The organism is Butyrivibrio sp. DSM 10294 (assembly GCF_028539135.1).
Lineage (GTDB): Bacteria > Bacillota > Clostridia > Lachnospirales > Lachnospiraceae > Butyrivibrio.
In genome coordinates, this window is record NZ_JANSWL010000081.1 from 13,882 (window position 1) to 40,559 (window position 26,678).

Annotated in this window: 17 protein-coding genes; 9 read left to right on the top strand and 8 right to left on the bottom strand. The window is 46.0% G+C overall.

Features of this window, described 5'->3' with window-relative positions; translation table 11 throughout:
• Positions 1-8: 8 nt before the first annotated feature.
• A complete protein-coding gene (glmS, locus tag NXH67_RS12395; RefSeq protein ID WP_022779622.1) occupies positions 9-1,832 on the bottom strand; it encodes a glutamine--fructose-6-phosphate transaminase (isomerizing) in 1,824 nt (607 codons plus the stop codon).
• 155 nt (positions 1,833-1,987) lie between these two features.
• Between glmS and NXH67_RS12400 the strand changes: the two genes are divergently transcribed.
• Both NXH67_RS12400 and NXH67_RS12405 read left to right on the top strand, forming a co-directional pair.
• Positions 1,988-2,923: an SH3 domain-containing protein gene (locus tag NXH67_RS12400; RefSeq protein WP_272797561.1), complete on the top strand. Its 936-nt coding sequence runs from the start codon at positions 1,988-1,990 to the stop codon at positions 2,921-2,923.
• Between the two features lie 118 nt (positions 2,924-3,041).
• Positions 3,042-4,352, top strand: coding sequence for a sugar phosphate nucleotidyltransferase (locus tag NXH67_RS12405; protein WP_272797562.1), 1,311 nt, complete (start codon positions 3,042-3,044; stop codon positions 4,350-4,352).
• Positions 4,353-4,431: 79 nt separating this feature from the next.
• Here the strand turns inward: NXH67_RS12405 and NXH67_RS12410 are convergent, their stop codons facing one another.
• The 4 genes from NXH67_RS12410 to NXH67_RS12425 form a co-directional block, all read right to left on the bottom strand.
• On the bottom strand, positions 4,432-5,301 hold the full coding sequence (locus NXH67_RS12410; protein ID WP_022779625.1) for a carbohydrate ABC transporter permease: 870 nt from the start codon (positions 5,299-5,301) through the stop codon (positions 4,432-4,434).
• Entirely contained in the window at positions 5,301-6,398 is a 1,098-nt protein-coding gene (locus NXH67_RS12415) for a carbohydrate ABC transporter permease (RefSeq protein ID WP_272797563.1), read from the bottom strand. The genes NXH67_RS12410 and NXH67_RS12415 overlap by 1 nt, the downstream gene beginning before the upstream one ends.
• Before the next feature lie 92 nt (positions 6,399-6,490).
• Positions 6,491-7,858 (bottom strand): ABC transporter substrate-binding protein, encoded by a 1,368-nt coding sequence (locus tag NXH67_RS12420; protein ID WP_272797564.1) that lies wholly within the window; start codon positions 7,856-7,858, stop codon positions 6,491-6,493.
• A gap of 305 nt (positions 7,859-8,163) precedes the next feature.
• Positions 8,164-9,171: a LacI family DNA-binding transcriptional regulator gene (locus NXH67_RS12425; RefSeq protein ID WP_022779628.1), complete on the bottom strand. Its 1,008-nt coding sequence runs from the start codon at positions 9,169-9,171 to the stop codon at positions 8,164-8,166.
• A gap of 152 nt (positions 9,172-9,323) precedes the next feature.
• On the opposite strand from NXH67_RS12425, the gene NXH67_RS12430 reads away from it, so the two are divergent.
• Both NXH67_RS12430 and NXH67_RS12435 read left to right on the top strand, forming a co-directional pair.
• A complete protein-coding gene (locus tag NXH67_RS12430; RefSeq protein ID WP_022779629.1) occupies positions 9,324-10,307 on the top strand; it encodes a hypothetical protein in 984 nt (327 codons plus the stop codon).
• Between the two features lie 20 nt (positions 10,308-10,327).
• Positions 10,328-11,989, top strand: coding sequence for an alpha-amylase family glycosyl hydrolase (locus NXH67_RS12435; RefSeq protein ID WP_272797565.1), 1,662 nt, complete (start codon positions 10,328-10,330; stop codon positions 11,987-11,989).
• A 77-nt stretch (positions 11,990-12,066) separates the two neighbouring features.
• On the opposite strand, the gene NXH67_RS12440 is transcribed toward NXH67_RS12435, so the two are convergent.
• Entirely contained in the window at positions 12,067-12,669 is a 603-nt protein-coding gene (locus NXH67_RS12440) for a TetR/AcrR family transcriptional regulator (RefSeq protein WP_272797566.1), read from the bottom strand.
• A 280-nt stretch (positions 12,670-12,949) separates the two neighbouring features.
• Here NXH67_RS12440 and NXH67_RS12445 point away from each other — a divergent pair, with 280 nt between their 5' ends.
• The 4 genes from NXH67_RS12445 to NXH67_RS12460 all read left to right on the top strand — a co-directional run bounded on the left by NXH67_RS12445 (position 12,950) and on the right by NXH67_RS12460 (position 20,239).
• On the top strand, positions 12,950-15,064 hold the full coding sequence (locus NXH67_RS12445; protein ID WP_272797567.1) for an efflux RND transporter permease subunit: 2,115 nt from the start codon (positions 12,950-12,952) through the stop codon (positions 15,062-15,064).
• A 69-nt stretch (positions 15,065-15,133) separates the two neighbouring features.
• Positions 15,134-18,379 (top strand): hypothetical protein, encoded by a 3,246-nt coding sequence (locus tag NXH67_RS12450; RefSeq protein WP_272797568.1) that lies wholly within the window; start codon positions 15,134-15,136, stop codon positions 18,377-18,379.
• Between the two features lie 237 nt (positions 18,380-18,616).
• Entirely contained in the window at positions 18,617-18,955 is a 339-nt protein-coding gene (locus NXH67_RS12455; RefSeq protein WP_022779951.1) for a PadR family transcriptional regulator, read from the top strand.
• 45 nt (positions 18,956-19,000) lie between these two features.
• Positions 19,001-20,239: a permease prefix domain 1-containing protein gene (locus NXH67_RS12460; protein ID WP_272797569.1), complete on the top strand. Its 1,239-nt coding sequence runs from the start codon at positions 19,001-19,003 to the stop codon at positions 20,237-20,239.
• A gap of 58 nt (positions 20,240-20,297) precedes the next feature.
• On the opposite strand, the gene NXH67_RS12465 is transcribed toward NXH67_RS12460, so the two are convergent.
• Positions 20,298-21,890 carry an alpha-amylase family glycosyl hydrolase gene (locus tag NXH67_RS12465; RefSeq protein WP_272797570.1) on the bottom strand — a complete coding sequence of 531 codons (1,593 nt, stop codon included), beginning with the start codon at positions 21,888-21,890 and terminating at the stop codon, positions 20,298-20,300.
• A gap of 707 nt (positions 21,891-22,597) precedes the next feature.
• On the opposite strand from NXH67_RS12465, the gene NXH67_RS12470 reads away from it, so the two are divergent.
• Positions 22,598-24,742, top strand: a complete 2,145-nt coding sequence (locus tag NXH67_RS12470) for a glycosyl hydrolase 53 family protein (RefSeq protein WP_272797571.1) — start codon at positions 22,598-22,600, stop codon at positions 24,740-24,742.
• Here the strand turns inward: NXH67_RS12470 and NXH67_RS12475 are convergent.
• Positions 24,739-26,466, bottom strand: a complete 1,728-nt coding sequence (locus NXH67_RS12475; RefSeq protein WP_022779955.1) for a sensor domain-containing diguanylate cyclase — start codon at positions 26,464-26,466, stop codon at positions 24,739-24,741. The genes NXH67_RS12470 and NXH67_RS12475 overlap by 4 nt on opposite strands.
• Positions 26,467-26,678: the final 212 nt, after the last annotated feature.

A 26,678-nucleotide genomic window follows, 5' to 3' on the forward strand; every position in this document is an offset into this window, starting at 1 on the left:
TTACATCTTTATTCTACTGTAACAACCTTGGCAAGGTTACGTGGCTTGTCCACATCATAGCCCTTGGCTGCTGAGGTGAAGTAAGCGATCAGCTGCATAACAACTGCAGCGGGGAAGGGCATGAACATGTCATCGATTTCGGGAAGGAGGAAGGTATCCTCCTCAGCGATGTTCATATCCTTATAGAGGGACTGCTTGGTAATAAGAAGTACATTTCCGCCGCGGGACTGAACCTCACGGATGTTGGAATACTCCTTGGAAGCCAGTGCCTTCTGAGTTACCAGTGCAACCACAGGTATACCGTCTGTTATAAGTGCGATGGTACCGTGTTTGAGCTCTCCGGAAGCGTAGGCTTCGGAGTGGATATAGGAAATCTCCTTGAGCTTGAGTGATCCTTCAAGAAGCAGGGAGTAATCCAGGCCTCTGCCGATCATGAAACACTGGTCTGAGGAGAGAAGGCTCCTGGTCATGTTCTTGATAAAGTCCTTCTGATCAAGGATCCTGCCAATAACTTCGGGAATACTGTTAAGTCCCTCAAGATATGCTGCTACCTCAGCCTGTGTGAGGAGTCCGTTAAGTCTTGCTGCATGAATTGCCAGGAGATAGAATACGGAAGCCTGGCTGGTAAAGGCCTTGGTACTTGCAACCGCGATCTCCGGACCTGCGTGTGTATAGATACAATAGTCACTGTTATCTGCAATGGTTGAACCCTTGACATTAACTATGGACAGAACCTTGGCACCGCGCTTCTTGGCGTATTTGATAGCTTCGAGGGTATCGATTGTCTCTCCTGACTGTGAAACGGCGATAACCAGTGTGCCTGGCTTGATAACAGGGTTGGTGTAAGTAAACTCTGAAGCCATGGCCACGTCCGTATGAATATTTGCAAGTGTGTGGAACAGCTGCTGACCGATAAGGCCGGCGTGCATGGCTGTACCGCAGGCGATAACTATGATGTTCTGATTCTCTCTAAAGAGTGAATCGGGAATCTGCTCATCTGCAAAGGAAGTGGTGCCGTTTATGATATGAGGCTCTATGGTGTTGCGGATGGCATCGGGCTGTTCGTGGATCTCTTTTTCCATATAAAAAGGATATCCGTCCTTGCCGCCGCGGCTGGTATCCCAGTCGATCTCCATAAGCTGGAGAGGAACCTCACGTCTCTTCTCGTCGTGAACGATGATGCCCTTGGAGGAGAGACAAGCCACCTGATATTCGGGAAGGAATGCATATTCTCTTGCATGAACACCAAGGGCTGCTACATCAGAAGCAAGAAGAGCTCCGTGCTCAGTCATTGCAACAACGATGGGGCTGACGTTTCTGATTGCATATATATTACCGGGCTTATCGGAAAAAAGTACAGCGAAGGCGAAGGTTCCTTTCAGAACACTTACCAGGTCTCTAAGGGCCTTCTCGGGATCGCCGTCGTAGAGTGAATCAAGAACTGCGGCTGCAACCTCGGTGTCGGTCTCTGAAACCAGCCTGTCCTTAAGATTGTACTCCTTGATAAGCTCCTTGTAGTTCTCGATGATTCCGTTGTGAACCAGGGTAACTCTTCCCTGCTGATGAGGATGAGCATTTGCATCGCTGACACCGCCGTGGGTAGCCCAACGGGTGTGACCGATACCTGCGCAAGGGTCCTCTGGAAGATCCTGACAGATGGCTCTTAAGGCTGAAACCCTGCCTGCGACCTTTTTGACAACAGGACCCTTATCAGGATCTGCAAAAAGAGCTACACCTGCACTGTCATAGCCTCTGTACTCCAGAAGCTCCAGTGAATCAAGTAGAATATCTATAGTAGTTTTTTTACCTATGTAACCTATTATTCCGCACATATTATCTCCGTCATAATGTCGTTTTCTGTTTGCTAATACTTAGTCATTATAATAATAAGGAAGGCGATAGTCAAATTCGGTGATTTGACATATTTTTGACGCTAATGTAAAATTTTTAGGATATGAATATTATTACCTTCAAAAACAGAAATTTAATGATACTCATAGCATTTGCCGCTTTCTTCAGCGTGTTCCTTGCAGTGGGAATGATGGCAGCCAACAAGGTTGAGACTACCTCATCCTCAGAATTGTCCAGCAGCGCCGTGGCAACAGCCATAGCAGAGGACATCACCATGGCTGTGGAAGAAACGGAATCGGAAGTAGAAGAGATGGTCAGCACCGTCAGCGTATCTCAGGAAGAGGCTACGGTGGAACTCACCAGAACTGTTTTTACTGTTACCGAGTATGAGGCTCCGAAGACCAAATATACCAGTGACACCGTCAATGTAAGAGCCGGTGCAGGCACCGATTATGACAAGGTGGGCAAGCTCTCCTGGGGCAGCGCCGTGGAGGTCACCGGAGAGACCGACAATGAGTGGTATGAGGTTTCATTCAAGGATTCAACTGCTTATATCAAGGGAGAATACATGGTGGACGAGCTTCCCGGAACTCCTTACGTATTTGTTGGTGATTCCAGAACAGTACAGCTTCAGATGGCTGTTGGATCCTCAGACAAGGCCTATATTGCCAAGATAGGTGAGGGCTACAGCTGGTTCAAGGGATCGGCACTTTCACTTATTCCTGTATACGCAGGAAAGGGCACCAAGATGATCATCAATTTCGGTGTCAACGATCTGGCCAATGCCGGCAAGTATGTCAGCCTTGTCAACAGCTATATCGATACCTGGTCCAATGCAGGGATCACAGTATATTATGCGGCTGTTACACCGGTAGGAGACGGCGCCAGCGTATCCAATGCCCAGATTGAGAGTTTCAATGCCCAGCTTCAGGCGGGACTTGACTCCAGAGTGCAGTGGATCGACGGCTATACATATCTTAAGCAGGCAGGCTTTACAACTGCCGATGGACTTCACTACAACGCAGCTACCTACAGAAGCCTTTATTCCTATTACATGTCGGTTATCGGCTGAATATGAATACACAATTACCCTGTATAGTAATTGTCTGACGCAATTATATATGGGGTTTTTTTATGGGAAATAATTTTATTATTTAAACCACATTATTATAGAAGAAAAGAGAAATCACATGAACATAGTTTTATTATCCGGCGGCTCAGGCAAGCGCCTCTGGCCTCTTTCCAATGACATCAGATCCAAGCAGTTTATCAAGATATTCAAAAAAGAGGACGGCTCCTACGAGTCCATGGTTCAGAGGGTCTATCGTCAGATCAAAAAGGTTGATAAGGACGCCACTGTTACCATAGCCACCAGTAAGGCACAGGTTTCATCAATCCACAATCAGCTGGGAGAGGATGTGGGCATTTCAATCGAGCCCTGCAGAAGAGATACTTTCCCTGCCATTGCGCTGGCTACAGCTTATCTTGTAGACGTCAAGGGTGTTGATCCTAACGAGTCTGTTGTTGTTTGCCCTGTGGATCCTTATGTTGATGATGACTATTTTGAGGCCATCAAGGCTCTTTCGGAGCAGGCTGACAGAGGTGAAGCCAATCTGGTGCTCATGGGAATAGAGCCTACCTATCCTTCCGAGAAGTATGGATACATTATTCCCAAGGATGCAGAGGATGTCAGTATTGTAGATACTTTCAAAGAGAAGCCCACAGCAGATGTGGCAGCTCAGTATATCAGCCAGGGAGCTCTCTGGAACGGAGGCGTGTTTGCGTACAAGCTGTCCTACGTCCTTAACAAGGCTCACGAGCTTATTGATTTTACGGATTACAACGATCTTTTTGCTAAATATGACACTCTCACCAAGATCTCTTTTGACTATGCAGTTGTTGAGAAAGAGAAGAAGATTCAGGTTATGCGTTTCAACGGAGAGTGGAAGGATCTCGGAACCTGGAATACCCTTACGGAAGCAATGGAAGAGAACGTTGTTGGCAAGGGTATCCTTAATGATAAGTGCAAGGGTGTACACATCGTCAATGAGATGGATGTGCCTGTTCTTGCCATGGGACTTACGGATGTGGTGATCTCAGCATCTCCCGAGGGAATCCTTGTATCAGATAAGGAGCAGAGCTCCTACATCAAGCCCTTCGTTGATTCCTTCGAGCAGCAGATCATGTTTGCAGAGAAGTCCTGGGGTAATTTCAAGGTTATAGACGTTGAGAATGCCAGCATGACCATCAAGGTAACCCTTAATGCGGGCCATTCCATGAACTATCACAACCATGAATACCGCGATGAAGTATGGGTAATTATTTCCGGAACCGGAAGAACCGTGGTTGATGGCGTGGAGAACCCTGTTAAGCCCGGCGATGTGATCACCATGAAGGCCGGCTGCAAACACACCATTTTTGCTGACACTGAGCTCAAGCTCATTGAGGTACAACTGGGCGAGTCGATCAATGTTCAGGATAAGAAGAAGTTTGAACTGTAATAATATGTAAAATAGAAGACGCATGTCGTGTATCGGCATGCGTCTTTTTAGTGGGTTTTTATGTAAATTAGTTAAGTGGTTATCCCTTAACAGCTCCTTCTATCATGCCTTCCATGATTTGCTTCTGTGCGATAAGGAAGATAACGATCATAGGAATGATTGCAAGTAGAGCTGCGGGAAGGATTCTGTCCCAGCTCTTTACGTAGGATCCAACGAACTTCTGAATGGCGATGGGAATCGTCATAACCTTACCGTTCTGTCCCAGCATCATTGAAGGAAGAAGGTAGTCGTTCCAGATCCACATTCCGTTAAGGATGGTAACTGTAGTGATTACAGGTGTAAGGAGCGGGAAGATAATCTGGAAGAAGGTCTGCTCCGGTGTGCAACCGTCGATGGAGGCAGCTTCCTCAAGGTCAAAGGGCACGCCCTTGATGAAACCTGTAAGAATGAATACTGTCATGGCTCCGCCAAATCCAAGATATGCAAAAACGATACCGGGAACGGACTGAAGCATCGGAATTCCAATGAATTTTCCCACATCTCTGAAAGTAGAGATAAGAGGCAGCATAACTACCTGGAAGGGAATGATCATGGATGCGATAAATGTAAAGTAAATAACTGTGGACCAGATGGTCTTGTTTCTGCAGATAACCCATGCTGCCATGGCTCCGAAAAGAGAGAGCAGAACCAGTGACAAAATGGTGATGACAGCGGAGGAAGCAAATGATGAGAAGAACTTGAAGTTCGGGTCATTTACAACCGCCTTGATGTTGGTGAAGAGCTGCCCAAAGCTGGCACCTGCAAGGCTTACAGGATTGGAAGTGATATCAGCTGTCACCTTGCCGGAGTTGATAAGCAGAAGGAAGAATGGGAACAGTACATATACTGCGATTATGATAGCAATGATGAATCGTATTACAACGCTGGAAGTACTTTCTTTTCTATGCATTATAATTCCACCTCCTTCTTATTAGATATGCGAACCTGAATAATGGATACAACTGCAAGGATGATGAAGAACAGAACCGCTTTTGCCTGGCCCAGTGCGTAATCGTTGTTGATAACCGCAGTGGTGTAGATATTAAGGGCAAGCATCTCTGTACCGTTGGCGATGTAAGAGCCAAGGAACTGTACGGAACCCTTACCACCTGTCAGAGCAAGGTTTACATCGAACTGTTTGAAGGCTGATGTAAGTGTAAGGAAAGTACAGATCGTGATTGTAGGTGCGATCATGGGAATCTTGATGTTGAAAAGAGTCTGGATCGCGTTGGCTCCGTCGATGGAGGATGCTTCAAGAACATCTCCGGGGATAGTGTTAAGACCCGTGATGTAGATGAGCATGATATAACCTGCGTACTGCCAAATATATACGATAATGATAGCTACAAAGGCTGTCTTTGTGTCCGAAAGCATTGAATATGTACCGGAAAACTTAGTAACAACCTGGCTGAAAATGAACTGCCAGATATAACCCAAAACGATTCCTCCGATAAGGTTGGGGAGGAAGTATGCTGCTCTGAAGAATCCAAGGCCCTTGATCTTAGAAGTGCAAAGAAGGGCTAAGAGAAAAGCAACAAGGTTGACCAGAATCATATTAAATACTACAAACAGGAAGGTCAAAAGAATTGACCAAAGGAATGCCGGCTGTTTGAACATTCTGGTGTAGTTGTAAAAACCTACGGTTTCTGTCATTTTGATACCGTTCCAGTCGGTAAAGGAATAGCCGATACCAAGGAAAAGAGGAATGATAACAGTTACCAGAAATGCGAATAATAATGGGAAAAGGAAAATAAAATTGATAATGGCGCGGTGGTGTTTAAGCGTCGGGAAAAGATAGAGACCAACGATCAGAAGAATTACACCGATTACACACATGATGCCTCTGCCGAAAATTATAGGTGTGGCTTTGCCGCCAACGTTCATTGTAAACAGGATGAGGTCCCCTGCCCCTGTTATGGAAAGTGCAAGTCCTGCAATAAGAAGTACCAGTCCGAGTATTAAGCTGCCAAAGGATGCTATTTTCCGGCCTGTAGAAAAGTTACCCATCTGTAATCCCCCTTTCAGATTATAAGCGATGGAAACAGTTAATCTTGTGAAAAAACAGGCAGGGCATGCATGCCCTGCCTGCATGTTATTTATTACTGAGCGTAGTAGCTGGAGATTACCTGAGCCATTGTTGATACAAAGCCGTCTGCATCAAGCTTGCCCTTAGCATAATCTGCAAATACGTTACATGTCTGGTTCTGAAGGCCGTCCTTCTTGAGCATTGTGTGCCATCCGGAGTAGTTGCCTGCATCGATGTAGCTCTTCATGCTCTTGTAGAAAGGATTAACAGCCTCATACTGGCAGTCATCGAAAGGAGATACGAGACCTGCGTCGTTAACAAGGATGTTCTGAGCTGAATCGCCTGCGCACCAGTTGAAGAATGCCTTAGCTCCGTCAACGTTGCCGTCCTTGTAAGCTACCCAATATGAAGGGGGACCTGCGATGATGGTGTTGATTCCATCCTCAAATGCATAAGGAGCAAATCCGCACTCAAAGCTTACATCTGAAGGAGATGTTACGCACCAGTTACCCTGTGTGATAAATACATACTTGCCTTCCTTGAAGCCTGCAACCTGATTGTCATAGGTTCCGTCAATAAGAAGAGCAGGATCTGAATACTGGTTCATCATGCCGATGAACTCAGCGAAGTTCTTCATTCTTGCCTCATCGATCTTACCACCGTCGTTAAGAAGATCGATATAGGTTGTATCGTCAGCCTTAAGACCTGCATCAAGGTACTGTCCGAATACGTGAGTACCTGAAGACCAGCCAAGGTTTGTAGGCTCTGCGCACCAACCGAATACTGCTGTGAAGCCAAGCTCATCCTTCTTGGAATCAAGAGTCTCGCAAGCTGCCTTCCAAGCGTCAGGGCTTGTAAGAGAAGCAGGATCAACACCTGCAGCAGCAAGGATATCAGCGTTGTAACCAAGGGCTGTAGCCTCAACTGTGTAAGGGAAGCCGATTGTTCCCATAGAAGCATCTGTAAGTTCAAAACCTGTCTTGTTTGTCCACTCCTCACCTGCAAGATCCGCAAGCATTCCATCCCAGTTGGCTGCCTGGTTAGCTTCGATTACGAAGATATCAGGCATATTGTCTGCCTGGTACATTTTCTTAAGCTCATCGGATGCGTTGGTATCGCCACCGATTGTCTCAACTACGAGAGTGTTACCTGTCTCTTCGTTGTACTTAGCAGCGAGAGCCTGCATCTGATCGTTGATCTCAGGCTTACCGTTAAGAAGACGAACAGCTCCTGCTTCAGCTGTCTCTGTAGCAGCGGGAGCTGCTTCAGTAGTTGCTGTAGTGTCTGTCTCTGTCTGTGTCTCTGTCTGTGTCTCTGTCTGTGCCTCAGGCTGAGCAGCAGTGTCAGATGTAGTTGTGCTGGTTGTGCCTGTAGTACCGCATGCAGCAAGTGTTGCGACCATGGTGCCTGCAAGAAGTACTGACATAAGTTTCTTTTTCATTTGTTACCCTCCTTTTGTGCATTGTGCAATATTGAATCTAAAATTCTTGTGTTACTTTTGCGCATAAGTTGTACGCTAAATTCAAAATATCACAATTATGCACAAAAGGCAAGCATATTTCGCATGTTTTCTCGGACTCTAAAAATCAAAAACACCGCAAAACGCTTGTTTACTGGCTTTGCGGTGTTTGTTCTAAATCATAAATTTTTATTAAATATATCAAAAATATTCGTTAAATCGATAAATGCTGTAACTTATGCGCAAAAGTTAATTTAGGCAATTTTTACATGTGCTGACTTTAACGATTAAGCTCTTACTGTGTCACGAATAACAAGATGAGTAGGAAGCTTGATCTGGTTCGGCGTCTTCTGGCCGTTTAGCTGTTTGAGCAGAGTATCTGCGGCAACGATTCCCTTTTTCTTAACATCCTGATGAACTGTGGTAAGAGCCGGACGGTGGAGCTGACCCAGCATGTTGTCGTCGAAACCTGCAATGGAAATGTCCTCGGGAACTCTGATGCCTCTGTCTGTGAGAGCGGCGATAAGGGTCACCGCATAGAGATCCGATACGCACATGATGGCATCGAAATTCTTGGCTTTTCTGCAGATCTCCTCAAGACTGTCCTGAATCTCATCGGATTTGGGTCTTATCTTTAAAAAGTCGCTCTGCTTGAATTTCAGTCCCCCATCTGCAAGGGCTTTTTTGTAACCGTTGAGTCTTGCCAGGTCTACGCCGCTCTGGTTATCGGAGAGGAAGGCAATCCTCTTATGACCCTTGACTATCATGTAGTTGACCATATCATAGGTTCCCTGCTCGTCATCAAGTCCTACGTTGGTGAAGTGCTTGAGACCTTCAATACTGTAGGTATCAAGGCATACGATGGGCTTCTTGTACTTCTCGCTGACACGGATTCCGTCATCATCCAGCATTCCGAAAAGGATAAGACCGTCCACATTCCAGGTAGACACATGTCTCATGATCTCGGTGGTGTCGCTGGAAATATAGAGCATCATGAAGTAACCTGCATTTCTTATGGTCTCCTCGACGCCTCCGATAAGTTCGGATACGAAGGGGTCCATGATCAGGTTCTCATATTTGTCTGCTCTGGCCTTCAGGGCAAGACCGATTATCTTGGACTGATTCTGAGCAAGGTTACGTGCACTGATATTCGGCACATAGTCAACCTTATCCAAAAAGTCCTGGACTTTTTTCTGGGTCTCCGGAGACACTTCTCCGGTTTTTCCGTGAATAACATTTGAAACCGTCGTAGTGCTCATATTTAGTTGCTTTGCAATCTCTTTAATCGTAATCATAATTTTTTTGGTCTTTACAAAGAAAAAAAGTTATTGTATCTTGTGTTCAAATAAAACTTCATTTTTGAAAATTTTTTTGTGCTTATGCGCAAAAGCTTTTCTACTTTCAGAAATACCATGAGTGACTTTAGTTGTCAAAAAAGAGGAGAATTATGAACAACCAATACGAAAAAATCTCAGTAAACAAAGATCAGATCCTGGAGAACCTGAAAAAGGCCGCAGAGTGTGCTTCTTCCATCACAATCCCCGATGACATCCCCCACGGCGATATGCCCGGTGATAAGGTTGAGATCGGTGACAGCCACAGAGCCAAGGCAGGAACCATTTTTCCCGAGCTGGTAAAAGAGCTGGAGAAGGCCATGGGCGCTAACCCTTACGGAAGAGCTGTTGTTGCCGTTTGCGGAGGTTCCGGCGTGGGCAAATCAGAAATTGCGTCATGTCTGTCATATCTTCTGAACAGCGAAGGAATAGGCAGTTACACCATGTCCGGCGATAATTATCCTCACCGCATTCCCATGTACAATGATGCGGAAAGACTTCATACATACAGGGTTGCAGGCATCAGAGCAATGGTTGACGCCGGTGTCATGAATCCCGAAAACTATGCCAAGGTCAAAGAGTGGCAGATAGCCGAAGATGACGCAAACAAGGCACATGCAGAGACTGACACATGGTTCAGTTACTACCTTGACGGCGGCAGAAAGGCCCTTAATAATTATCTGGGTACACCCAAGGAAACCGACTTTGAAGAGGTTGATACCATTATGAAGGCTTTCAAGGATGGTGCCAAGTCCCTTTTCCTTAAAAGAATGGGAAGAGACGAAGCTTCTCTTTGGTACGACTGCGTTGATATGTCTGACAAGCAGGTGCTTATTGTTGAGTGGACCCACGGTAACAGTGACTACATGAGTCAGGTTGATATACCGGTTCTTTTGAACAGTACACCACAGGAGACTCTCGAGCACAGAAGATCCAGAAACAGAGATGGCAAGCTGGACAGCCCCTTCACCATGATGGTTTTGGAGCTGGAGCAGCAAAAGCTCGTTGATCAGGCTCACAAGGCCAAGATCATCATCACCAAGGCCGGTGAACTTATAAGCTACGACGGATTCAAGAAACTCTACGGAATGGACTAAGATGGTTTAGGAGGAAATTCATGAGTAAAAAATATGTGGATAACGGACCTATGCTCAACGCCTATCCCGATAGCATGGGCGGCACCCTGAAGGATATTGTTTCTGTCCTTTCCAAAAAAGAATTTGAAGACGTATTTCAGTCTTTTTACATTCTGCCCAGTATCTTCAACACTGATCTGGACAGAGGTTTTTCTGTAATTGATTATGGGATCAATGAGGAACTTGGAAGCAAAGAAGATATCGATGCTCTGGGTAAGCTTGATATCGACCTTAAGCTTGATTTTATCTTAAATCACGCATCTGTCCTGTCACCTCAGTTCCAGGATCTTGTTAAGAACGGTGAGAAGTCCAAATACGCTGACTTTTTCATCAACTGGAACAAGTTCTGGGAAGGCTGTGGAGACATGACTCCTGAAGGCTATATTCAGCCAAGGCAGGAGTACATCAAGGACATGTTTTTCAGAAAGCCGGGACTTCCCATCCTCATGGTGAGAATGCCTGACGGCAAGGATATTCCTTACTGGAACACCTTCTATCAGGAGGTTCAGTACAAGCGTCCCGATGCGCAGGATCTCATGGAGGTTATGGATATTCAGTATCTGTCAGCTCAGAGACTGTCTGAAAGAGTCTGCAAGGCTCTGGATGAGGGCAAGAAGCCTTCAGAGATCGATTTTACAGGATATGAGAAATACAAGGATAAGACAGTGGACTATCTGGAATCCAAGAGACGCTATCTTGGTCAGATGGACCTTAATATCAAATCAGACCTTGTTTGGGAGCATTACAGAAACACCTTGAAGAGCCTGTCAGGATACGGCGCAAAGATTGTAAGACTTGATGCCTTCGCCTATGCACCCAAGGAACCCGGCAAGAAGAACTTCCTCAATGAGCCCGACACCTGGGACGTACTTGAGAAGGTTAAAAAGCTGGCCGACGAGTTCGGAGTAGCACTTCTTCCCGAGATTCACGCAAGCTACAGCGAGAAGATCTATGAAGTTGTGGCAAACAAGGGCTACATGACCTATGATTTCTTCCTTCCCGGACTCCTTATCTATGCCATTGAGAGCAGATCCGGTGAACTTCTGAAGAAATGGGCCGATGAGATTCAGGAAAAGAAGATCAGAGTTGTCAATATGCTGGGCTGCCACGACGGAATCCCGCTTCTTGATCTTAAGGGAATCCTTCCTGAAGAAGACATTCAGAACATGATCGACACCATCGTCGGAAGAGGCGGCTTTGTCAAAGACCTTCACGGCGCCAAGAACATGTATTATCAGGTAAATGCTACCTACTACAGCGCCCTTGGAGATGACGACAAGAAGATGCTCTTTGCGAGAGCGATTCAGATGTTCATGCCCGGTAAGCCTCAGGTATGGTACCTTGATCTCTTCGCAGGCAAAAATGATCACGAAGCAGTTAAGCGTGCGGGAGCCGGCGGACACAAGGAAATCAACAGAACCAATCTTAGCCTGTCTGACATAGAAGAGGCCATGAAGAAGGATGTTGTGAAGAAGCAGCTTGAGCTTCTTGCCTTCAGAAATACTCATCCCGCCTTTGGCTTCGATGCTGACCTCCAGGTTAATGTTGACGGAAGTGTCATGACCTTCGAGTGGACAAACGGCGAGCACAAGGCAGTTCTTGAGGCTGATTTTAGTGATTACAGCTACAAGATAACTAAATGAGAAATTACCAATTGCATATTTATAACCATATTGAAAAGGCAGGAGAGCCATCGGCTCTCCTGCCTTTTTATGTTGTATTACTGAATCGTATATTGTTTAATTATACTCCGAACCGTAGTTTCCAGATGGGGCTTCAGGTCATTTAAGGATACCGGATCGTCATACATTATGGAGCTGTAGCCGGTGGAGCCTACAAGCTCGATGATAAGAAAGAGCATGACCTCAGGTTCCTTGAAGTTAAGGCCTGATTCTGCAATCATTTTTCTATATACTTCGCCAAAGTCCACGTCATCACTGCTGACGGGAGTGGTGAGAGCCTTCTTGAATACAGCCCAGCTAAGGTCCTTGTAGATGAAAGCAAGAAGTCCCTTGTTGGCGGCCAGTTCATCCAGAACATAATCCATAATAAAGATAAGTCTGTCTTCAAAGCCCTCTATTCCGGCCTCATCCAGCGCATGATATGCCTGCATGAAGAGCTGGCTGGACTTGTGGGCGATGAGTCTGTTCCTAATATCATATTTATCCTTGAAATACAGATAAAAGGTACCCTTTGCCACGCCGGCCTTCTCAACTATGTCGGAAATGGAGGTCTTGTTAAGTCCCTTTGAGGTAAAGAGCTCAAAGGAGGTGTTCAAAAGGCTCTCCATCTTCAGTTTCTTGTTCTGTTCAGCTTTTCCCATATATTTGTCCTCATCAATTTATTCTATTATGGCAGATAGTGCATATTCATGCAATAAAACAAAACTATATTTCAGAAATCGATTGTTTTCTTTATAAAAATTTTTCAAAAAAAATATTGACCATCAGTCATAAACATGTTATACCATACTATAGAAAATGACCAACGGTCAAGAATAAATTTCAAAGATCCTGAATCTTATTGAAAAAAGTTCTCGTTGGCAAAACGCTTTTTTGTGCTCATATAGTGCGGAAAGGTGATATATTTGAGGAGGTGAAGTTATGAACAAACTTTCACATGTTATTGTTAAACTGAGATTTGTCATACTGATTGTAGCCTTTGCACTGCTGATTCCGTCAGCTGTGGGCTATTTCAACACAAGAGTTAATTACGATATTCTTACTTATCTTCCTAAGGATATTGAGACCATGAAGGGCCAGGATGTTCTTCTTGATCAGTTCGGTACCGGAGCCTTCGTGCTGTACGTGGCCGAGGGAATGGAAGAGAAGGATGTGGCAGCCCTTAAGGCCAAGATCGAAGAGGTTGATCATGTATCCGATGTACTCTGGTACGATTCAGTCCTTGATCTTTCCATTCCGATGGAGATGCTTCCATCCCATGTATATGAAGCTTTTAACAGCGGCGATGCCACAATGATGTTCGTCATATTTGATGAGGGAACTTCCTCAGACGGAACCATGAAGGCCATCGAGGACATCAGGAAGATTTCCGACAAGCAGTGCTTTATGAGCGGAATGAGCGCCATAGTTACAGATACCAAGAACATGGCTATGAAGGAGACACCTATTTATGTAGGAATCGCAGTTCTTCTTGCGGTAATAGTTCTTTCACTTACAATGGACTCCTACCTGATACCTTTTTTCTTCCTTCTTAGTATAGGAATGGCCATCGTGTACAACATGGGAACCAATGTATTCAAAGGAGAGATTTCCTTTATTACACAGTCCCTGAGCGCAGTACTTCAGCTTGGTGTTACCCTGGACTACTCAATCTTCCTTTGGCACAGCTATCAGGAAGAGCTTAGCCAAAACGATGACAAGAACGATGCCATGGCAAATGCCATTACCGCAACCTTCCAGTCGGTAATCGGATCTTCAATAACCACTGTTGCCGGATTTATCGCATTGATGTTCATGAGCTTCACACTGGGCCTGGACCTGGGCGTTGTAATGGCCAAGGGTGTTGTATTCGGAGTTATCGGATGTGTAACCATCCTTCCCAGCATGATCCTTGTTTTTGACAACCTTATAGAGAAGACCAAGCACAAACCTCTGATGCCCGAATTTGTTAAGATCCCGAATTTTGTGGCTAAGCACTACCTGGTATTTTTCCTGGTCTTCCTTGCACTTATTACTCCTGCAGTTTATGGAAACAACCACACCAGTGTTTACTACGATCTCACCCAGACTCTTCCGGACAGCCTTGAGAGCGTACAGGGAGCCAATGAGGTTGATGAGAAGTTCGAAATGAACTCCGCATACATGCTCCTTGTGGACAAGAACCTTGATACAGCTTCTATGAATCAGATGATAAAGGAGCTGAAGGACACCGACGGTATCCTCTCAGTCCTTGGAACCGACTCCATTGTAGGACCTGCTTTCCCAAGAGAGTTCATTCCTGAGGATACACTTAAGAAGCTGGAGAGCGACGATTGGAAGATGGTTCTTTTGACCACGGATTACAAGATCGCCTCCGATGAGATCAACAATCAGATCACAGAGGTAGACAGGATAGTTAAGAGCTATGACCCCAAGGCTATGGTTGTGGGCGAGGCTCCCTGCACCAAGGATCTTATCAACATAACCAACCACGATTTCCAGGTTGTTAACTTTGTTTCCATCGGACTTGTATTCCTTATTATTGCTTTTGTACTTAAGTCCGCGAGCCTTCCGTTCATCCTGGTTTCGGTTATCGAGTTTGCTATTTTTGTTAACATGGGACTTCCTTATTACACACATACAACCATTCCTTTCATCTCATCGGTTGTAATCGGAACCATTCAGCTGGGAGCCACCGTTGACTATGCGATCCTGATGACCACCAGATACCTGAATGAGAGAAATTTAGGGCATAACAAGAAGGAAGCTACATTGATAGCACTTTCCACCAGCATGAAGTCGGTTATTGTAAGTGCGCTGAGCTTTTTTGCCGCAACCTTCGGTGTTGGCATGATCTCCAGTATCGACATGATCGGTTCACTTTGTAACCTCATGGCAAGAGGCGCCATCATCAGTATGTTCACCGTACTTCTGGTACTGCCCGCAATGTACATGATCTTCGACGGACTCATTATCAGAACAACCTTCGGCATGACAGTAAGTGACGAGAAGGATTCACATCACACAGGATTTATTCACAGACACAAAGTTGCCTGATTATACATACAAACTTATATGTACATAAGTACATAGGAAAAGAGGAAAATTATGATCAGAAAAAATCTAATGAAAACTTTAACAGTTGTTATGGCAGCAATGCTTGCAGTTATGACAGTTGCCTGCGGTGCTTCCACAACTAAGGATACAACAACAGCAATTGAAACGCAGGCGCCCGAGGACAAGGCCCTTGAGAACACCATTGTGGATATGGCAACAAGAGCCGGCGGAGCTACCACAGATGCAGGCAAGGTTGAGACAGTATATGTCACAGCCAATGCCAACGGTGAAGTCGGAGATGTAATCGTCAGCGAATGGCTCAAGAATGCAGACGCTTCCAAGGAGATCAAGGACTCCACACAGCTCAAGGATATTGTTAATGTCAAAGGTTCAGAGACCTTCACTGAGTCCCCCGACGGAACCGTTGTATGGGACGCTGAGGGAGCAGATATCTATTATCAGGGAACCACAGAAAAGGAGCTTCCCGTTAATATGAAGATCACCTACACTCTCAACGGCAAAGAGATTTCTCCCGAGGAACTTGCAGGTAAGAGCGGTAAGGTTACAATCCGTTTTGACTATGAGAACAAGGATAAAAAGACAGTTAACGTAGACGGCAAGGATATTGAGGTATATACACCTTTTGCCATGGTATCAGGTATGATGCTTGATTCCGATAAATTCGCAAATGTAGAGGTATCAAACGGTAAGGTTATCTCCGACGGTGGCAAGATCGTGGTTATGGGCGTTGCAGTTCCCGGACTTAAGGAGAGCCTTGATATCAGCGATGAGAAGTGGGAAGAGCTGGATGAGGATGGCAAGATCGAGGACAAGTTATCTGATCACTTCGAAGTAACAGCTGATGTAAATAATTTCGAACTTGGAATGACCATTACAATGGCAAGCTCCGATATCCTCAATGATTTCGGAATGTCAGAGCTTACAGGTTCAGATAAGATAACCGATCTTAAGGCCGACATGGGCGAGCTCAAGGATGGCTCAACACAGCTGGTTGACGGAACCAAGACCCTGAAGGACGGAACCGGTGAACTCAGAGAGGGCGCTGACAAGCTCTATGACGGTTCACAGCAGCTGGCAGACGGCACAGGATCATTGTATGACGGAACACAGTCACTTGTCAGTGGTACAGGAGAGCTTGCAAACGGCAGCGGTCAGCTGGCAAGCGGCAGCAAGGAACTTGCAAACGGCGCAGGTCAGCTTGCAAGCGGCAGCAAAGAGCTGGCAAACGGAACTTCCCAGCTTGCAAGCGGAAGTAAAGAACTTGCAAACGGAACAAGCCAGCTGGCAGGCGGAGCAAAAGAGCTCGCCGGAGGAACCAAGGACCTTGCTGATGGAAGTAAGACTCTCGCAGCCGGCGGCGATACATTATATGGCGGACTTGTTGATTATCTGAATGCTACCAAGCAGATTCAGGAAGGCTCTGCAGAACTTGCTGACGGTGCAGGTCAGTTAAAGGCAGGTTCTGAGAAGCTTGTAGATGAAATGACCCAGGCTGAAATAGTTAGCAGTGCAGCTGCTCTTGCAAGCGGCTCAGCTCAGGTAAGCACAGGTGTAGGCGAGGTTGTTGAAAAGCTCACTGCCCTTAGCGGCCTTATGACCAAGAAACAGGAGATCAGCGGCCAGTATGAGGCATTCTGCCATGCACAGGCTTTCCTTGAAGGAAGGGAAGAGTGCAGCGAGACAGTTGTTAAGGCTCTGTACTTCCTGTCAGACGGTAAGATCGCAGATGCTGCAACAGCTATTGATATCAGAGATACAGGACTTGCAGCACTTCAGGGAAGCGCTACTGCAGGCGTAAGCCAGGAAGAGAACGGCGATGAGCTCGTAATAGAGGCAGAATACGGAGTACTTACTGAAGAAGGCGCACCTGAAGGCGGCGATGGTTCAGACAAAGAGTCCGGTAATAAGGGAGAAGGCGACGCTCAGCCCGCTACAGGTGAAGGTCAGCCCACAGGCGACGCTCAGCCTACAGATGGCGATGGACAGCCTGCAGGCGACAATGCTAATGCAGGAAGTACCGGAGACAATGGATATTCCGGTGACAACGGAAATGCCGGAGATAATACAAATGGCGGAAGCACGGGTGACACCACAAATGCCGGTGATAACACTCAGGGCGGCGACAATGGCGGCGCTGGTGATACCGGAAGTACAGGAAATACTGAAGGTACAGGAAATACTGAAAGTACAGGAAATACTGAAGGTACAGGAAATACTGAAGGTACAGGAAATACAGAAAGTACAGGAAGTACAGGTTCAGAGGGTACAATAACTCTTACCTATGATGAACTCCAGGATATGCTCAAGAAGGCAGCTGATGAAGCAGCAGCTGTTGCTTCCGAGAAGACCAAAGAGGCTGTTTTGGCTCAGGTTAAGGAAGAGTCAGACAAGAAGACAGCTGAGACCAAGACTCTTATACAGAAGATTTCCATTTATTCCGGAACCTACGGAGCAGCCAAGGCATCAACCAAGATCCTTGGTGATACATTACAGACTCTTAACAGCATAGATTTCAGCGAGGCAACACTTACACAGCTTCAGACTCTTAAGACAGGTGCTGAGCAGGTTGCTACCGGCAATGCACAGATGGCCGAAGGAATCAAGAATATCTACGCTGGAGCACAGAAGCTGGATTCAGGAATCGGTAGTCTTTCAGAAGGCGCCAACAAGCTTTCTGCAGGAACCAAGGCACTTGTTGCCAATAACGACAAGCTTTCCGGCGGTGCAGGATCTATGGTAGCAGGAGCAAAGAGACTCTCTGAAGGCGCTGTAACACTTAACGAAGGTGCCGGCAAGCTCTCAACAGGAGCAAGTCAGGTCAATGCAGGAGCTGCCAAGCTCTCAGACGGCGCAGGACAGCTTAATGACGGAGCAGCCAAGCTTGCAGATGGCGCAGGACAGCTTAATGACGGAGCAGTCAAGCTCTCAGACGGCGCAGCACAGCTCGATGAAGGCGTAGGCAAGTTACACAGCGGTGCCGGTGAACTCAATGACGGTGCCAAGAAGTTAAACGATGGCGCAAATGAGCTCAGAGACGGTGTCAAGGAACTTGCAGACGGTTCAGTCAAGCTTGACGACGGTGTTCAGGAACTCCTTGAAGGAATGCTTAAGTTCGATGAGGAAGGTATTGAGAAGCTCTACGAAGCATTCGACGGAGACCTCACCGAATTCGCAGACAGGATCACAGCCATCCAGGAAGCAGGCAAGGAATACACATCTTTCGGCGGATCCTCAGAGGAGGAGCCCAGCTCAGTTAAGTTCATTATCAAGACTGACAGCATCAAGACATTGTAATTAAAGAAATAAGCAGCAGTGTTAAGGGGCCGGTTCCCATCAACAAACTGTGAACAACATACTCTATCGGTAATCTGAGAAGTTCACAATTTGTTATTGGGGACTGGCCCCATTTTTTTGTTGACATACTACGACAGTCGTATTATATTGTTACTATGACAGACGTAGTATGTTTGTCGTAGTAATTATCCGTTACAAGATACATATAATCAAATAAATAAGGAAAAGGAAAAAGCTATGCAGGAGATCAGCAGCGATGTGATCAGAGGCTATAACGACACTATTATCCTGTATTTCCTTCGCCGGGAGGACTCCTACGGATATGAGATATCCAAGAATATCAAGACCATGTCCGACGGTAAGTATCTCATCAAGGAGACGACGTTGTATTCCGCTTTTACAAGGCTTGAGAAGAACGGATATATCTCATCCTTCAGCCGGGAGGCAGAAAATGGCAAGCGTCGCACCTACTACCGTATAACCGACGCAGGGCGCGATTATTACAGGGAAAAATGTGAAGAATGGCTTTTGACCAAGGATGTTATTGAGAGATTCATCTCTCAGGAAGCAGTTTGATTTATTATCAAGAAAAAAAGTGTGTGAAAAACGGGAGAAAGAATAATGGAAGCAATCAGAGAATACCTTAACAGCATTTTTGCAAATTTACCTGCCACAGATGAAGTTCTCAAGGCTAAGCAGGAGCTTATGACAATGATGGAGGACAAATATGGCGAGCTTATGTCAGAGGGTAAGTCAGAGTCAGAGGCCTTAGAGATCATCAAGGAAGAGTTTGGCAATCTGGATGAGATAGCAGATTCCATGGGAATCAGAAGAGATGAGAATTCAGAGAATTACAGAAGATTAGTGGACATTGAGGAAGCCAGAGACTATATTTCAGAGAATGGTTTTTCACAGTTCATGTTGGGTGTTGGAGTTATGTTCTGCATTATGTGCGTAGTTGGCCCTATTCTTTCAGATGGCCTTGCAGGCTTCTTTAGAATAGGAGCTTTGTCCAAAATGGTATCAGCATTTTCCATCATTTCATTGTTTGTTTTCATTGCTGTAGGCGTAGGACTTATTGTTCTTTCCTCCGCAAGAAAGAGAGAATGGAGATTCCTTTCCGATGAGCTCTGCACCATTGATGCAGAAACAGAAACCTATGTTAAAAGCCAGCTGGATTCTCACCAGGTAACAAGGGGACTTGTTCTTGCGGCAGGAATCGTGCTTTGCTCCTTAAGCGTACTTCCCACCGTGCTTCTTGAGATCATTTTTTCCAACGAATTTATTACCGAGAACCTTGCTCCTGCGCTTCTTTTTGTGATCGCAGGCCTCGGTGTTTGCCTCATCATCTCATCCTCCGGAAAAACAGGAGCCTGCAAGAGGCTTCTTAAGCTCAATTCCAGAGAATCCCTTGATGAAGAGCTGGATGATGAAGAGGAGGACGATGAGATGCCTTCCAGACATACAACCGGCAGTGATAGCACCGGAACCTATGCAGCAGCCGCTTCAAGTGAGGCAGCAAGCATCATTGATAGCTGGGAGAAGGAGACCACCAGAACCGTAGAAGCCATCAAGGAAGCTAAGGCAGACACAATTGATCAGGTCAGGGTTAACGAGCTTAAAAAGGAATTAAAGAAAGAGCTCAAAAAAGAGCTCAAGAAGGATAAGACCTACAAAACCCCCAACGGTCGTGAGATCAGCCCACTTATGGACACTGTTCTCAGCAACTACTGGGCAATCGTTTTTGCAATCTTCATGATAGGCGGCTTTTTATTCGGACTCTGGGGACGCATGTGGCTTATCTGGATCATTGCTCCAATCGTTCACAGCTACCTCAAAAAGAGCTACGGACTTAAGTAAATCTATATGAAATAATTAAGGGCTTTGAGATTGTTATTATCTCAAAGCCCTGTTTTAATTAATCAAGCTTGATAACTGCAAAGGACTGAGGGCCAAGTGTGATCTTGGTCTGAGTCACGTCGCATTTTCCGATGCAGTGCACGATGTCGCTGTTGTCATAGTGGTACTCATCAGACACCTTGGCAAGATCCTCGTAGTGGTCGTTGTCTATAAGGGAAACCGATGCCTCCTTCTCAGAAGGGTTGATGGCAACCATCAGCATGCCTCGTCTGTAGATGAAGGGGAAGCTGTTTTTCTCGGCAAAGAGTACTTCGAAGCTTCCATCAGCCTGAAGGTCAGGATATTTATGGCGAAGCGTAACAAGGGCCTTCACCTCATTGAGAAGTGAATCGGGATCCTTCTCCTGAGCAGCTACCGTAGGAGCATCTTCTGCAGGGTCCTGTGGAAGGTAGAGGGTATCCGGATTGCAATCCGAGAAACCGTGGTTCTTGCTGTCATCCCACTGCATGGGGGTTCTGCTGCCGGTTCTTGCAAAGCCGCCTTCTTTGGTGGGAATATCCAGATATCTCATGCCTATCTCATCACCATAGTAGATAAAAGGAACTCCGGGAAGGGTCAGGAACATAGCAAAGGCAATCTTAAGCTCATGATAGGAGAGAGTCCTTCTGGGCCTTGGAGTGTCGTGGTTACAGGTGATGAAGCTGATGTAGCCGTAGTCCTTGGTTCCGTCATATTTGGGAAGATAATCATCCAGGAATCTGAAGATATCGCCATCGCCGTCTTTTTTCAAAAAGCTGTGATCGCCGCCGGGAGTCTCGTTGTCGCGGATAAGGGTGTTGTAGCCGTTTCCGTGATGGTCCAGGTAAAAGTCAGCGTGGAAGCCGCTCTTAAGCGCCTGATGGGGATTGCTCCACTCTGAAACAAGGGCAGCCTCGGGATAGTCCTTATCAAGCATTTCTCTTATGTTTTTCCAAATGGAGCCGGTGGCTGATTTGTTTTCGTCATCCTCTTTTACCAGAGAGTCCGCCATGTCTACGCGGAAGCCATCGCAGCCGTGGTCCAGCCAGAAACGCATTACGTCCTTCATGGCTTCTCTTGTTGCGATGCACTCAGGATCGTCGGGAGCCTTCTGCCAGTCCTCGGTTCTGTTAAGGAAGCCGTAGTTAAGGGCAGGCTGGCACTTGAAGAAATTCAACATGTAGCAGCCATCTCTCTCTGCCTCGCCGCCGATGTAAGGGTGTCCGCCAATTCCCTGGAAAGCGGCATTGGTCCATACATATCGGTCAGAGTATTCGTTGCGCTCAGCCTTCTTGCTCTCAAGGAACCAGGCATGCTCCTCTGAGGTGTGGCCGGGAACCAGGTCAAGGAGCACGTGGATGCCTCGGTTATGGGCTTCGCCAAAGAGTCTGTAGAGATCCTCATTGGTGCCGTAGCGGGGTGCTACCTTCTTGTAATCCCTTACGTCATAGCCTGCATCCTTGAAAGGAGAGTCATAGCAGGGATTGATCCAGATCGCATTGCAGCCAAGGCTCTTAACATAATCGAGCTTCTCTATGATACCGTTGATATCTCCGATACCGTCGTTATTGGTGTCTTTGAAGGTTTGTGGATAGATTTCGTAGAAAACAGCGTCTTTTAACCAGTTTGGCATGATATTCCTCCCTCATTATAGGTGTTGGTGATAGTGAGCATTTGCTAGTCGCAACCACTTTTTTTATGATACAATATTCATAGTTCCGGTAACGTTTCCAATAACCAAGATTTTATATTATCCTTTGCAACATCGCAAGTAGAAAATATTAGTATCAATTTTAGGAATCGACTTTTCGCATCGTTTTTTCGTGACAAATGAGCATGTTTATGCATTAACGGTAAAGCGATAGCTAATTACGTCTAAATATATAATACCTCAAACATGACGTAGTCCGATTTTTCTTCTACGTCTATAATGTCGTTTTTTCATATTGGACGTAGTGGTAAAATAGTGCTTGGACTATCCGTTACGTCCGATTGGCATATAATTTGATTCAGACGTAAATTTATTATTCTGCTTATGGCTTAATTTATTTGAATTACGTTAATTATGGATTTTTTCTAAATAGACGTAAAGATATTTGGCAGAGCTACGCCATATGTCGAAAAGCGTTCAAACAGACGTAATGAAAAAAATGGACTACGTCTGCGCCAGTTTTTTTCTTAAATAATACGTAATAGATAATTTCGCGGTAGGCAAACACAAAAGGCAAATTCAATAGGCAGATAAAAAAGCCAAATACAAAAGTTAAATATAAAAGGAAAACTCAAAAAACTCATATAAAACACATCCATAAAATATCAGGAAGGAAATGGGGAAATACTATGAAAAAGAAAACCATCTGCCGTGTCATGGCCGCTGCCATATCATGTTCAATGCTGCTTCAGGGCTGTGCAGGAGCTGCAGACAATAAGGAAGTGGCAGGCTCTGGCACAGGAAATTCCCAAACATCATCAAGTACAGTAAACTCAGAAAAAGCAAATGATTCAGGAAACACTGAATCAGCCGGCACTATACAGAATGATGCCGCAAACGCTTCCGAAGCTTCATCTGGATCAGTAGCCCCCATCATTACTCCCGCAGAGCACCGCGACAAGGTAGACACTACGATTTTTGTAAAAAAGATCGATAACCTGCCTGAGAACTATATCTGCGGAATGGACGCATCCTCGGTACTTGTTGAGGAAAACAGCGGAGTTAATTACTATAACTACGACGGCGAGGTGGCAGATGTCTTTGAGACCCTGGCAGATAGCGGCGTCAACTACATAAGGCTCCGCGTCTGGAACAATCCCTACGACAAGGACGGAAACGGCTACGGAGGCGGCAACAACGATGTTGCGACAGCGATAGAGCTGGGCAAAAGAGCCACCAGGTACGGAATGAAGGTCTGCATAGATTTCCACTATTCCGACTTCTGGGCCGATCCCAAGAGGCAGCATTGTCCCAAAGCCTGGGAGGGAATGGATCTGAACGCCAAGTCTGATGCGCTCTATGATTTTACTGTGGATTCACTGACACAGCTCTTGGACGCGGGCATTGACGTTTCCATGGTTCAGGTTGGAAATGAGATCAACTATGGCATGAGCGGAGAGAAGGCCCAGGCCAATGTGACAAAACTCCTGTCTGCAGGTAGCAAAGCAGTCCGCGAGATGGCAGATAAATACGGCAAAGATATTAAAGTAGTCATTCATTACACCAATATTCAGGACATCCCCGAGCTTACCAATCTTGTGACTAATCTGGGGCTTGCAGGAGTCGACTATGATATCATAGGCCTTTCCTATTATCCTTTCTGGAACGGCGGTTTTGATGAAATGCAGGCTGCTGTTCAGATGATAAAAAACGACTATGGAAAGGAGGTGCTACTGGCCGAGACTTCTTATTGCTACACATCGGAAGAAGGTGATGGCACCGACAACAGCATTAGCGGCGAGGGTGATATTGTCGATGGCTATCCCGCTACGGTTCAGGGCCAGGCAAATATGCTCAGAGACACGATGGCTGCGGCAAATGATGCGGGAGCTCTTGGAGTTTTTTACTGGGAAGGAACCTGGATTCCGGTTGGAAAGCCTACTGACAACAATTCAGAGAAATGGGAGACCTACGGAAGCGGATGGGCCAGCAGCTTCGCGGCGGATTATGACCCTGAGGACGCAGGGCTGTACTACGGCGGATGTTCCTGGGATAATCAGGCGCTCTTTGATTTTGAGGGCAATCCTCTTGCGTCTTTAAATACCTTCAAGCTCATAAGAACAGGCTCTGATGCGCCGCTTCAGATTGATGCGATTCCCGATGTGTACAGGACTTTTGTTGTGGGGGATAAAATAGAACTTCCTGACAAAGTAGACGTTATATACAATGACACCTCCAGGAATACCAAGGTGCCGGTTACCTGGGATGCAGATACGGTTGCCAAAATTGATAATTCCGGTCAGCAGTCCATAAATGTTCCCGGAACCGTTGAAGGAACAGACGGAGAGCCCCAAACAATCGTATGCCACGTTGAAGTCAAACTTCCCAATCTGGTGGTCAATCCAAGCTTTGAAGACAGCGATATCTCCATGTGGAAGGTTGAATACGAGGGTTCCACCAATCCCACTGATCTTCAGGAAAAAGCTGATGATGCTTACACCGGCGACTTTGCTTATCATTTCTGGTCCGGCGATGGTGACATGGACTTTACCATCTATCAGGAACTGACAGACCTTGAGGAAGGAAGCTACAGGCTGGAGTGCTTTGCCCAGGGCGGAGATATGTCCGGGGATTCCAATCTGGAACTCTTTGCGGTTGTGGGCGACGAAACCTACAAGAAGACCTTCATGGTAACCAACTGGGCAGAGTGGAAGAACCCTGTCATTGATGATATTAAGATTGCCACCGGTGACACAATCAAGATTGGTGTTCATTATACCTGTAACAAAGGAAGCTGGGGCACCGTCGATGACTTTGCTCTGACTAAGAACTAAATATCACTGCATACACGGTCTTTGCCCTGTTCCTTGGCACGGTACATCAGGGCATCGACCCTGTCTATGGTTTCCAATACGCTTTCACCGGCGTGATGTGCGGTTACACCAACGCTGATGGTAACATTAACTTCCGAATCGGAGCAGGCCTTTACTCTTTTTCTGAGTCGCTCTGCTATATCCTTAACCTGCTCCGGTGAGTAGCCGGACACAGATAGCATGAATTCCTCGCCGCCCCAGCGTCCTGCCTGTATTCCGGGAAAAGAGTCCGAGTGCTCATACAGGTGTCTGGTGGTAAGCTTGAGGATCTTGTCTCCCATGTTATGTCCATATCTGTCGTTTATCTGCTTAAAATTATCCACATCCAGCATTATGAGATACCAGTCTTCATTTTCTGCGTCATAGATAATTCTTTCTATGGCTCCGCGGTTAAGAAGGCCTGTGAGCGCATCGTGGGAAGCCTTGTACAGCATCTCGTTGAGCTGCTCATTTTTTTCCATCAGTTCTTCTGTTATTGTGTTGATAAAAATGGCAAGTCTGGCGGTGATGGGCATGTCGGAGGATTTCTCCAGCTGCTCCACGTCAAGGTCAATAAGGCCCTGAGCCTTGCCTTCTCTCATGGCAACGCAGACTATGGACAGGTTGTTGAGCACCGTTTGGGATTTGTATCTCATGATCTCACCAAGGGCGCTGAATCCCGTTGTCTGCATATGCTTGGAAATTTCGGCAATCTCCACGTCTTCATTGCCTCCCCAAAAGAGTTTACGTCCCATACAGTTAAAAATATTCACAACCTGGGGAGCAAAATCTCTCACAAGAAGCCCTGTCTGTTTGGTATGCTCGAAGATCCTTCGGGGATCGCCGTAGGTAAGACGTACCCGGCTGCCCTGAGGAATATTGGAAGACATGACTATACTGCCGTCCGGATTCAGAGACTTGGCATGTCTGATATAATTCGTTGTTTCATCTATCTGCACTTCCCATGGGAATTCCAGAGCATCATAAAAGAAATTTTTGCCCTTGCCGATGTGAAGATAGTGATGGTACACATCGTAGGCGGGCTTGCCATCCAGCTCGTAGACAACAGGACCCTCTGAGCGGGTAACGGTAAGAGGATAACCAATGGCCTTCCAGCCAAACATCCTGTTGGTCTGAATGTGGAAATCTTCGCCGCTGTAAAATACAAAAACGGTGCCGTTTTCGCTGTAATCACAGTCATCAGCAAAAACAAAGGATTTGCATGCAGCGTCTCCGACAGCCACTCCGCCGAAGAGTTCAACCTCCTCGGGAAGCTCATCCAAAAGCATGGAGACTCCCTCCATATCCTGGTAGGAAGCAGCGGTAAGAACCTCAATTCCCTTGAGGTTAGGAATTGCAGCGGCATATTTAAGTAGCGCTGTTTCGTCCATTTTTTTATCATAATAAGGAAGCACCTCAATTCCGGTGCCCGGTTTATCAAATATCATAAGAGACAGTACGATCTCGGTGTCATTCATGCTGCCCTCAAGAATCTCTCCCGTTGCACTGCAGCCTATGACCGGAATATCGGGAGCAGCAGTCCTGAGGATTCCTCTGACAGCATCAGTCTTGACGCGATTATCCGCCAGATCGTAAGGTACATAAATATGAAAAAGAGCGGCCCTCTCATTTGCTGAGAGACTCTCAGTCCACTGTTTTACTGTATTTTCAAGTTTGTCGTTATAAGAAGTCTGTAATAATCTCATTAACATCGCTCCTGATTTTTTTCGTCTGCCGTATATATAATACTACAAAATCCCTGATTTGTTAGAAGTATTGTTTGGAAGCTGATTTGTCTGACAATTTGACATTAGTGTGAATTGGAATATTGTCACCGGTATCGCAGATGGCATTGATCAGTACATGAATTGAATAAAAATGGTCAATTAAGTACTTGAAAAAATCTGCAGGATAATGT